12 protein-coding genes are annotated in these 9956 nt (G+C 75.9%); 8 read left to right on the top strand and 4 right to left on the bottom strand.

The window, feature by feature from the left end; all coding sequences use genetic code 11:
• Positions 1–183: 183 nt before the first annotated feature.
• On the bottom strand, positions 184–546 hold the full coding sequence (locus MW084_RS12900) for a DsrE family protein (RefSeq protein WP_010475201.1): 363 nt from the start codon (positions 544–546) through the stop codon (positions 184–186).
• Positions 547–909: 363 nt separating this feature from the next.
• Here MW084_RS12900 and MW084_RS12895 point away from each other — a divergent pair, with 363 nt between their 5' ends.
• The 3 genes from MW084_RS12895 to ygfZ are packed head-to-tail and all read left to right on the top strand — an operon-like array spanning position 910 to position 2961.
• Positions 910–1482, top strand: coding sequence for a heme-binding beta-barrel domain-containing protein (locus tag MW084_RS12895; RefSeq protein WP_010475205.1), 573 nt, complete (start codon positions 910–912; stop codon positions 1480–1482).
• 38 nt (positions 1483–1520) lie between these two features.
• Positions 1521–1970: a Fur family transcriptional regulator gene (locus MW084_RS12890; protein ID WP_029553858.1), complete on the top strand. Its 450-nt coding sequence runs from the start codon at positions 1521–1523 to the stop codon at positions 1968–1970.
• A gap of 10 nt (positions 1971–1980) precedes the next feature.
• On the top strand, positions 1981–2961 hold the full coding sequence (ygfZ, locus tag MW084_RS12885) for a CAF17-like 4Fe-4S cluster assembly/insertion protein YgfZ (protein WP_010475210.1): 981 nt from the start codon (positions 1981–1983) through the stop codon (positions 2959–2961).
• A gap of 37 nt (positions 2962–2998) precedes the next feature.
• Here ygfZ and dtd read toward each other — a convergent pair whose 3' ends face one another.
• Complete coding sequence (gene dtd / locus MW084_RS12880; protein WP_275563600.1) at positions 2999–3424, bottom strand: D-aminoacyl-tRNA deacylase; 426 nt, start codon at positions 3422–3424, stop codon at positions 2999–3001.
• Positions 3425–3537: 113 nt separating this feature from the next.
• Here dtd and MW084_RS12875 point away from each other — a divergent pair, with 113 nt between their 5' ends.
• The gene (locus MW084_RS12875; protein WP_010474326.1) at positions 3538–4230 is read left to right on the top strand and encodes an RsiG family protein; all 693 of its coding nucleotides are present in this window, start codon (positions 3538–3540) and stop codon (positions 4228–4230) included.
• Positions 4231–4384: 154 nt separating this feature from the next.
• Positions 4385–5653, top strand: a complete 1269-nt coding sequence (locus tag MW084_RS12870; protein WP_029553781.1) for a GNAT family N-acetyltransferase — start codon at positions 4385–4387, stop codon at positions 5651–5653.
• Positions 5654–5693: 40 nt separating this feature from the next.
• Here MW084_RS12870 and MW084_RS12865 read toward each other — a convergent pair whose 3' ends face one another.
• A complete protein-coding gene (locus MW084_RS12865) occupies positions 5694–6446 on the bottom strand; it encodes an ABC transporter permease (RefSeq protein WP_010474322.1) in 753 nt (250 codons plus the stop codon).
• Complete coding sequence (locus MW084_RS12860) at positions 6439–7521, bottom strand: ATP-binding cassette domain-containing protein (protein ID WP_010474321.1); 1083 nt, start codon at positions 7519–7521, stop codon at positions 6439–6441. Before MW084_RS12860 ends, MW084_RS12865 begins: the two co-directional genes overlap by 8 nt.
• A gap of 105 nt (positions 7522–7626) precedes the next feature.
• Between MW084_RS12860 and MW084_RS12855 the strand changes: the two genes are divergently transcribed.
• The 3 genes from MW084_RS12855 (at position 7627) to MW084_RS12845 (ending at position 9893) form a co-directional block, all read left to right on the top strand.
• Positions 7627–8388 (top strand): TetR/AcrR family transcriptional regulator C-terminal domain-containing protein, encoded by a 762-nt coding sequence (locus MW084_RS12855; RefSeq protein ID WP_010474320.1) that lies wholly within the window; start codon positions 7627–7629, stop codon positions 8386–8388.
• Positions 8381–8599, top strand: a complete 219-nt coding sequence (locus MW084_RS12850; protein ID WP_010474319.1) for a hypothetical protein — start codon at positions 8381–8383, stop codon at positions 8597–8599. Before MW084_RS12855 ends, MW084_RS12850 begins: the two co-directional genes overlap by 8 nt.
• A 118-nt stretch (positions 8600–8717) precedes the next feature.
• Positions 8718–9893 (top strand): ATP-grasp domain-containing protein, encoded by a 1176-nt coding sequence (locus tag MW084_RS12845; protein ID WP_010474318.1) that lies wholly within the window; start codon positions 8718–8720, stop codon positions 9891–9893.
• Positions 9894–9956 lie beyond the last annotated feature (63 nt).

Below are 9956 nucleotides of genomic sequence, written 5' to 3'. Positions count from 1 at the left end.
CACCNGGGCGNNGCCCGCCGCGCCGAGGGGGCCTTCCGGGGCCGTACGGGCGCGGGGCGCCACGACGGGCGGTGCCCGGCGCCGGGACCCGAGCCGGTTCCCGGCCGCCGACGACCGCCGGGAGGCCCCGTCCGGGCCGCGGGCGCCCGCGGGAGGGGCCCGTTCCGGCCGGGAGGTCCGTCCTCAGTAGACGAGGGCCTGGACCCCGTCCTCCATGACCTCGCTCAGGAACACCTGGGCGCCGGCGATCCGCACGCCCTCGATCAGGTCCTCCTCCGTGAGGTCCCGGCGGGCCGCGCACTGGGTGCACAGCGTGATCCGGCCGGCCGCCCGGACCGAGTCGATCAGGTCGGGCAGCGGGGCGGCGTGCGGCAGCTCGAACCCGGCCGCCCTCCCCGGTACCGCGAACCAGGAGGACTCCCCGGTCAGCCACAGCGAGACCTCGACGCCGCTGGCCGCGGCGACCGCCGCCAGGGTGAACGCCTGCGAGCACCGCTCGGGGGCGTCGGCCCCGGCGGTCACCTTGATCACGAGCTTCTTCGCCATGTCCCGCACTGTAGTGCGCGCCCGTACGCGCCCGTCCCCGCCGCACGCAGGCGGGGCGCACGGCGGGGACCGGCGGGGAGGCGCTCCCACGCCCGCCGCCCNGGNNCGGCCCCCTCCGCCGGCTCCCCGGCACACCTCACCGGAGCGGACCGCAGCCCACCCATTAGGCTGGGACCCGGTCCCTACACCGAACCGTTCACCGCCCCACCGAGGAGCACCCCGTGCTTGAGGCTTTCTTCTCCGCCCTGCTGGTCCTGGTCTGCATCGGCGTCCTCGCCTTCGTCGGGCTGACCGTGAAGAAGCTGTACCAGGGCCAGCGCTGATCCCCCGCACCCGCACAGATCGCCAGAGCAGCCTGACATCATGATCCAGATCCCGTCCGACCTGCACCCGGACCTCGTCCCCCTCGCGTTCCTCCTCGGCACGTGGGAGGGCGCGGGCGTCTCCGACTTCCCCGGCGCCGAGAAGTGCAACTTCGGCCAGTCCGTGACCTTCTCCCACGACGGCCGGGACTTCATCGAGTACACCTCCCGCACCTGGGTCCTGGACGCCGAAGGCGGCAAGGTCCGCCCACTGGAGAGCGAGAGCGGCTACTGGCGCATCGACAAGGACCGCAAGGTCGAGGTCGTCATGGTCCGCGACCAGGGCATCGTCGAGGTCTGGTACGGCGAGCTCGCCGACAAGAAGCCGCAGATCGACCTGGCGACCGACGCCGTCGCCCGCACCGCCGCCTCCGGCCCGTACAGCGGCGGCAAGCGGCTGTACGGGTACGTCAAGAGCGACCTGATGTGGGTCGGCGAGAAGGCCACCCCCGAGGTGCCGCTCCGCCCGTACATGTCGGCGCACCTGAAGAAGGTCGTCACGCCGGAGGAGGTCGAGGCCATGGCGAAGAGCCTGGGCGACCTGCCGGACGACGGGATCGCCTTCTTCCGGTAGCCCCTGGGGAGCCGGGCGGTGCTCCTACACTGGAGCGCGTGGTGAGCACCGACTGGCAGAGCGACCTCCGGCAGCGCGGCTACCGGCTGACGCCGCAGCGCCAGCTCGTCCTGGAGGCGGTGGACGAGCTGGAGCACGCGACGCCCGACGACATCCTGACCGAGGTGCGCAAGACCGCCTCCGGCGTCAACATCTCCACCGTCTACCGGACCCTGGAGCTCCTGGAGGAGCTGGGCCTGGTGAGCCACGCCCACCTGGGGCACGGCGCGCCCACGTACCACCTCGCCGACCGCCACCACCACCTGCACCTGGTCTGCCGGGACTGCGGGGGCGTCATCGAGGCGGACGTGTCGGTCGCCGCCGAGTTCACCGGCAAGCTCCTCGACGCGTTCGGCTTCGACACCGACATGAAGCACTTCGCGATCTACGGCCGGTGCCGGGACTGCACGGAGAAGGCGCGGGCGGAGGCGCCGGACGGCGGGTCGTAGGCTGGACGCCATGCAGCGACCTTCACCGACCAGCCCCCTGCTGTCCCTGCCCGGCGCCGTCCCCGCCGAGGGCCGGGACGAGGGCGTCGCCGCGCACTACGGCGACCCCTTCCGCGAGCAGCGGGCCCTCGCGGCGGGGAGCGGCCTCGTCGACCTCTCCCACCGGGGCGTCGTCACCGTCGGCGGCGAGGACCGGCTGGCCTGGCTCCACCTGCTGCTCACCCAGCACGTCAGCGAGCTGCCGCCCGGCCGCGCGGCCGACGCGCTGATCCTCTCCGCCAACGGCCACATCGAGCACGCCCTGTACCTCGTGGACGACGGCACGACGGTGTGGGCGCACGTCGAACCCGGCACGCGGGAGGCGCTCCTCGCCTACCTGGAGTCGATGAGGTTCTTCTACCGGGTCGAGATCGCCGACCGCACGGACGACTTCGCCGTGGTCCACCTCCCGGCCGGATCGATCGCCGAGGCCCCGGAGGGGACCGTCGTCCGGGAGACCCCGCACGGCCGGGAGCTGTTCCTGCCGCGCGGGGAGCTGGAGGCGTATGCCGCCGCGCACGGCCCGCTCGCCGGGATCCTCGCGTACGAGGCGCTGCGCGTGGAGGAGCACCGGCCGCGGCTCGGCTTCGAGACCGACCACCGCACGATCCCGCACGAGATCGGCCTCATCGGCCGGGCCGTCCACCTCCAGAAGGGCTGCTACCGGGGGCAGGAGACCGTCGCCCGCGTCCACAACCTGGGGAAGCCGCCGCGCCGCCTGGTCTTCCTGCACCTCGACGGCAGCGAGGTGCACCTGCCGCAGCACGGCGCGCCCGTGCGGCTTGCCGCCGACGGCCCGGACGGGCGGCAGCTCGGCTTCGTCACCACCGCGGTCCGCCACCACGAACTGGGCCCGATCGCCCTCGCGCTGGTGAAGCGGAACGTGCCGGTCGACGCGCCGCTCGTCGCCGGCGGGACGGCCGCGGCGCAGGAACCGGTGGTGGAGCCGTAGGGCCCCGCGCCGGACGGGGCCGGGCCCGGCCGGGCGGTCAGACCTCGATGAGCACCGTGAACGGGCCGTGGTTGGTGAGGGAGACCCGCATCTCCGCGCCGAACCGGCCCGTCGCCACGGTCGCCCCCATCTCCCGCAGCCGCGCCACCACCTCGTCGACCAGCGGCTCGGCCACGTCGCCGGGCGCCGCCGCGTTCCAGGTGGGGCGGCGGCCCTTCCGGGCGTCCCCGTAGAGGGTGAACTGGGAGACCACCAGCAGGGGCGCGTCCACGTCCGAACAGGACTTCTCGCCGTCCAGCACCCGCAGGCCCCACAGCTTCCGCGCCAGCCGCGCCGCCTCCTCCCGGGTGTCGTCGTGGGTGACGCCGACCAGGACGCACAGCCCCTCGCCGGTGATCTCCCCGATCGTCTCGCCCCCGACCTCGACCCGCGCCCCGTCGACCCTCTGCACCACTGCTCGCATACGGCCCAACCTACCGAGGGCCGAACGGGTGCACAGGACTGCGCACCGCATGGGGGAGTGGCACCATGCCTGTCAGGCGGTGCGCCCGAGGCACCGGTCGAGGGGACGGAAACATGAGCACACCCGGCGCCGGGCAGCAGCCCGGCCCCACCACGGCCACCCGTACCGGTGCGGCGCCGGAGCAGGCCCGTCCGCCGATGCAGCGGTCCGCCGCCGAGCCGCCCGCCGTCGCCGCCCCCGCCGGGGTGCCGGGCGGGGCGGGCCGGACGAGGCGGGGCGCCGGCCTGGCCGCGCTGGAGGCCGTACGACCGCCGGAGCCCACCATGTCGCCCGACCTGCGGACACTGCACCTCGACGAACTGCGGACACTGCGGCGCGACTCGCACGCCGACGAAGCCGACCTGAGTTACGTACGCCGGCTGCTGCAGGGCCGCGTCGACATCCTCCGCGCGGAGCTGTCGCGGCGGGCGGCGCCGGAGGTCCCGGTGGTGGACCGCCTGCCGGAGATCCTCGCCGACGCGCCGTCGGGCCGCCGCCCCGGTTCGGCGCGGCACCTGACGCTGTCCACGCCGAGGAGCGAGGAGTACCGGGTGCTGGCGGCCGAGATGCTCGCCGAGGTCGAGCTGTCCGACCTCGGCGCCCGCACCGACGCCGAACTCCGCGAGGCGATGGGGCGGCTGGCCCGGTACGAGCAGGTGGTCTCCCGCCTCCGCCAGGACCTCCAGCGCACGGCGGACGACTGCGGAGCGGAGATCGCCCGCCGGTACCGGGAGGGCGAGGCGCAGGTCGACGACCTGCTGGTGTGAGGGGGCGGCCCGGGCGCGGGCCGTGCGGACCGGCGGCTTCCGACCGCCGGCCCGCCGCNTTCCGCCCCTGCCCCGCCCGGGGCCGGCCGGGGCAGGGGCGGGCAGTGGGAAACCCTGGTGCGACCGGGGCGGACGGGTGCCTAGCGTGGCCGCCATGACGCCTCACCCCACCGCCTCCGACCCCCTCGTCCCGCGCGTCCTCACCGAGGACGACCACCCTGACTGGCTCCGCGCTCTGCGCACCGGCTTCCTGCGTCCGCCGACGCCCTCCCCGGAGGAGCTCGCGGTGCGGCTGCCCCACCAGGACTTCCCGCGGATGCGCGGGGTGTTCGACGGGGGCCGGTGCGTGGCGACGTCCCGGTCGTTCGCGCAGGAGGTGACGGCGGTCGGCGGCGCCCCCGTGGCGGCGAGCGCCGTGACGAACGTGTCCGTATCGCCGACGCACCGGCGCCGGGGCCTGCTCGGCCGGATGATGACCGCCGAACTCGCGGAGGCGAGGGAGCGCGGTGACGTCCTGGCGACGCTGACGGCCGCCGAGTACCCGATCTACGGGCGGTTCGGCTTCGGCCCGGCCACCTGGTGCACCGAGTGGAAGGTGGACCTGCGCCGCGCCGCGCTGGACCCGCGCTGGTCCGGCCCGGAGGACGGCGGCCGTGTCGACCTCGTCGACGGCGAGGCCGTCCGCGAACTGGGCCCGGTGCTGTACGACCGGGCGCGGGCCGTGCGCCACGGCATGGTGAGCCGCTCGGTGCACGACTGGGAGTGCCGCACCGGCTGGAACCTGGCGCCGGGCGACCCCTGGACCGAGCCGTTCCACGCGGTGTACCGCTCCGCGTCGGGGGAGGCGGAGGGGTACGTCACGTACGCCGCCGACGGGACGTGGGACGAGGGCAGGCAGCCGCGGAACACGCTGACGGTGCGCGACCTGATCGCGGTCACCCCGGCCGCCGAGCGGGCGCTGTGGCAGTACGTGTGCGCGATCGACTGGGTGGTGTTCGTGCGGAGCGGCGACCGCGCCCCCGACGACCTGCTGCCGATGCTCCTCCCGGACCCGCGGGCCGCCCGGGTGGTGACGCACGCGGACATGATGTGGGTGCGGATCCTCGACGTCGTACGGGCGTTGGAGGCGCGCGCGTACCGGGCGGAGGGGTCGCTGGTGCTGGAGGTGCGGGACGCCGCGGGGCCGGCCGGGGGCCGGTTCCGGCTGGACGCCTCCCCGGAGGGCGCCGCGTGCGCGCCGACGGCCGCGGCGGCGGACCTGGTGCTGGACGTGGCCGAACTGGGCGCGCTGTACCTGGGCGACGGGTCCGTGTCCCGGCTGGTGGCGCTGGGCCGGGCCGAGGAGTCGGTGCCGGGCGCGGCGGCGCGGGCGGACCTGCTGTTCGGGGCCTCGCGCCGGGCCTGGTGCCCGGACGTCTTCTGACGGCGGGTCCGGCGGGTCCGGTGGGCCCGCCGGACCGCCCTCACCGGGTACGCGCCCGGAACAGCGTCCCCGACAGGGCCAGGGCCAGGACCAGCAGCCCCGCCCACCACGCCAGCGCGATCCACGGGGCGTCGTCCACCGGCCGGTCGAGCAGCAGGCCCCGCAGCGACTCGATCACCGGGGTGACCGGCTGGTGCTCGGCGAAGCCGTGCAGCCAGCCGGGCATCGTGTCGATCGGGACGAACGCGCTGCTCGGGTACGGCAGGAACATCATGAGGAAGGTGAACCCGCTCGCCGCCTCCGGGGTGCGCGCCAGCAGCCCGGCCGCCGCCGACAGCCACGACACGGCCAGCACGAACGCCAGCAGCAGCCCCAGCGCCGCCGCCCATCCGGCGAACCCGGCCTCGGGGCGGAAGCCGATCAGGAACGCGACGCCGACGACGAGGGCCGTCGACAGCACGTTCCGCAGCACGCTCGCCCCGACGTGCCCGGCGAGGATCGGCGTCGCGCCCACGTCGAGGGAGCGGAACCGGTCGACGATGCCCGCCCGCATGTCCTCGCTGACCCGCACGGCGGTGGTGGACGCGCCGAACCCGGCGCACAGCAGGAGGACGCCGGGCACGACGTACGTCACGTACGAGGTGCGTGTGCCGGTGTCGATGGCGCCGCCGAAGAAGTAGACGAACACCAGCATCAGCATCACCGGCAGCACCATGGCGGTGATGAGCGCGTCGGGGTTGCGGCGGCTGAGCCGGACGCTCCGGCCGACGAGGGTGAGGGCGGCGTCAGGCACGGCGGGACTCCTTCACGGCGGTTCCGGTTCCGGGGACGGTTCCGAGGACGGGGGCGGTGGCGGTGGTTCCGGTGCCGGCTCCGGTGCCGGTCAGGGCGAGGAACACGTCGTCGAGGGTCGCGGTGCGCACCGCGAAGCGGGCGATGTCCGTGCGGTCCGGATCGAGCGCGTCGAGCAGCGCCCGCACGGACGGGGCGGTTCCGTCGGTGGGCACGCCGAGGGTGAGGGACTCGGGGGAGCGGCGCGGACCGGGGTCGGCGGTGGGTACCGCGTGCGTGCGGGTGAGCGTCTCCGCCCCCGCCGCGAGGCGCTCGTACGCCTCCGTGTCCGTGGCGACGACGTCCAGGCGGTGGCCGGCCACGCGGGACTTGAGCGCGTCGGCCGTCCCCTCGGCGACGATCCTCCCCCCGTCCATGACGGCCACGCGGTCGGCCAGCCGGTCGGCCTCCTCCAGGTACTGGGTGGTGAGGAAGACCGTCGCGCCGCCCGCCGCCAGGCCCCGTACGACCTCCCACAACTCCTGGCGGCTGCGCGGGTCGAGGCCGGTCGTCGGCTCGTCCAGGAAGACCACCTCGGGCTCCCCGACGAGCCCGGCCGCCAGGTCGAGTCGGCGCCGCATCCCGCCCGAGTAGGTGCCGACGAGCCGGTCGGCGGCGTGCGCGAGGCCGAACCGCTCCAGCAGCTCGGTGGCGCGGTGCCGGGCGGCGCGCCGGGACAGCCCGGACAGCCTCGCCGTCATGCGCAGGTTCTCGGCGCCGGTCTGGAGGTCGTCCACGGCCGCGTACTGCCCGGTCAGGCTGATGGCCCGGCGGACGCGGGCGCGTTCGGCGACCACGTCGTACCCGGCGACCCGCGCCCTGCCGCCGTCCGGCGGGGTGAGGGTGGCCAGGACGCGGACGGTGGTGGTCTTCCCGGCGCCGTTCGGGCCGAGCAGGGCGAAGACGGTGCCGCGCTCCACGCGCAGGTCGAGCCCGTCGAGGACGGGGACGTCCCGGTACGACGTGCGGAGGCCGAGGGCCTCGACGGCGGCACCGGCGGCGGCTTGTGCGGTGGTGCGGGCGGTGTTGCCCGGCATGGCGCTCCCTCTTACTGCGTATGGCATACGCTCTACTGCGTAAGGGTTACGCATTACTAGGATGGGTGTCAAGCGGCCCGGCGCCCGGGCCGGGGTCCGGGAGGGGTGGAGCCGGTGGCGGACAGTGGCGGTACGGGGCTCACGCCCGGTCTGGAGGCCGCCTGGGGCCTGCGGGAACGCCCCGCCAAGGGGCCCAGGCCCGGTCTGAGCGTGCACCGGATCGTGGACGTGGCGGTCGCCCTGGCCGCGGCGGAGGGCCTCGCGGCGGTCTCCATGGGCCGCGTCGCGAAGAAGCTGGGGGCCTCCACCATGTCGCTGTACCGCCACGTCGCCTCCAAGGACGAGCTGTACGTGCTGATGCTGGACGCCGCGATCGGCGCGCCCCCGGACCCGCCGCCGCCCGGCACCGGCTGGCGCGACGCCCTGGCCCGCTGGGCGTGGGCGCAGCGCGAGATGTTCCAGCGCAACCTGTGGGCGCTGCACGTGCCCGTCTCCGGCCCTCCGGTCACTCCCCACTCGGTGGCGTGGTGGGAGGCCGGCATGGCGGCGATGGCGGACACGCCGCTGGACGAGGGGGCGAAGGTCTCGGTGGTGCTGCTGCTCGGCGGGTTCGTGCGGAACGAGACCCGGGTGATGGCCGACATCGGCGCGGCGGCCGCGGCGACGGGCGACACGCCCGAGGAGGTGATGGGCCGCTACGGCCGCACGCTGCGGCTGCTGGCGGACCCCGGGCGGTATCCGGCGGTGGCGCGGGCCCTGGAGTCCGGCATCATGGACGGCCCCGGCGACCCGGACGACGAGTTCCGCTTCGGTCTGGCCCGCCTGCTGGACGGGGTCCAGGTGCTGGTGGAGCGGCAGCGTGGCTGAGGAGGGCGCGGGTCCGGCGAGGGACGCGGAGGCGGTGACGGGCGCGGAGGCGGGTGGCGGCTTGCACGTCGTCCTCGCCGAGCCCGCCACCGTCGCGGACACCGGGCCGCGGGGCCCGAACCGGCTGTACGTGGCCCTCACCCGCGCGGTGTCCCGGCTGGACGTCCTGCACACCCGGCCGCTGCCGCCGGAGCTGCGCACGGCGCCCTGACGTGACGTCAGGGGGCTTTCCGCAGAGGTCCGAAACGGCTGCCCGGCGGTTACGATCGGCGTGTGGAACGGGGACGCGGACACCTCGCGGGCCGTGCGCGCGGCGCGCGGCGGGCGCCGTGACGCTCGTGGTCCTCGGCGCCGACGCGGCGGTCGCCCGCGCGGCGGCCACGCTGCCCGTCGACGTCGTCCACGTACGGCTGCCCGGCGCCGCCCCCCTCGACGCGCCCGCCGCCGCGCACCACGCGGCCGACTACCAGCACGGCCCGACCTTCCGGGCGTTCGTCGACGAGGTGCTGCGGCCCCTCGCCCCGGCCGCCGTCGTCTCGCTCACCGAACTCGGGCTCGAACCGGCGGCCGTCGCGGCCCGGTGCCTCGGCGCGGCCGGGGTGCCCCCGGAGGTCGTACGGGTGACGCGCGACAAACTGGAGATGCGGCGCGTCCTGGAGCGGGCGGCCCCCCACCTGAACCCGCCGTTCGCGGCCGGTGACGACGCGGAGGCGGTGGCCCGGCTGTTCGGCGGGGGCGCCCCCGTGGTCGCCAAGCCGGTCGCGGGCACCGGCAGCAACGCCGTCGCGCTGCTGCGCTCGGCGGACGATCTGCCGGAGGACCGCAGGAACCGCGCCACACTGCTCGAACGGTACGTCGGGGGGCGGGAGTTCAGCGTCGAGACGCTGTCCTCCGGCGGGCGCCACGCCTTCCTCGGCATCGCGGAGAAGCGCACCGAGGGCGAGGCGTTCGTCGAGGTCGCCCATCTGATGCCGCCGCCGTCGCTGGACGCGGCCGGGCGGCGGCGGGTGGAGCGGGCGGTCGCCGAACTGCTCGACGCGGTGGGGCTCGCGGACGGCCCGGCGCACACGGAGGTCAAGGTCGACGCCGCCCGCGTGACCGTCGTCGAGACGCACACCCGCCCCGGCGGCGACGGCATCCCCGACCTCGTACGCCTCACCCGGGGCGTCGACTGGCGGCGCGCCGCCCTGGGCTGGCCGATCGGCGAGGGGCCGCGCGAGGAGCCCGAGGGAGCGGCGGCAGCGGCGGCGGCGACCGTGTTCGTCACCGCCCCGCCGGGCCGCGTCACGGCGGTCGCCCCGCGGCCCGACCCGGCCGGATGGCGGCTGCTGCGCTGGGAGGTACCGGTGGAACCGGGCGACCCGGTGGCCCCGCTCAGGTCGTCGGCCGACCGGCTCGGCATGGCGGTGCTGACGGCGGACGGCACGCGCGCCTGCGCGGCCGCGGTCGACGAACTGCGCTCCCGGAGGACGGTGACGACGGACGGCGGCCCGGGAGGGCCGTGACGGCGGGTCGCGGGCGCGGGAGACGGTGACGGCGGCTGCGGGCTGCGGGCGGGGGCGGGGGGC

Source organism: Streptomyces sudanensis, assembly GCF_023614315.1.
GTDB classification, from domain to species: domain Bacteria; phylum Actinomycetota; class Actinomycetes; order Streptomycetales; family Streptomycetaceae; genus Streptomyces; species Streptomyces sudanensis.
This window is presented reverse-complemented; position numbering and strand designations above follow the sequence as displayed.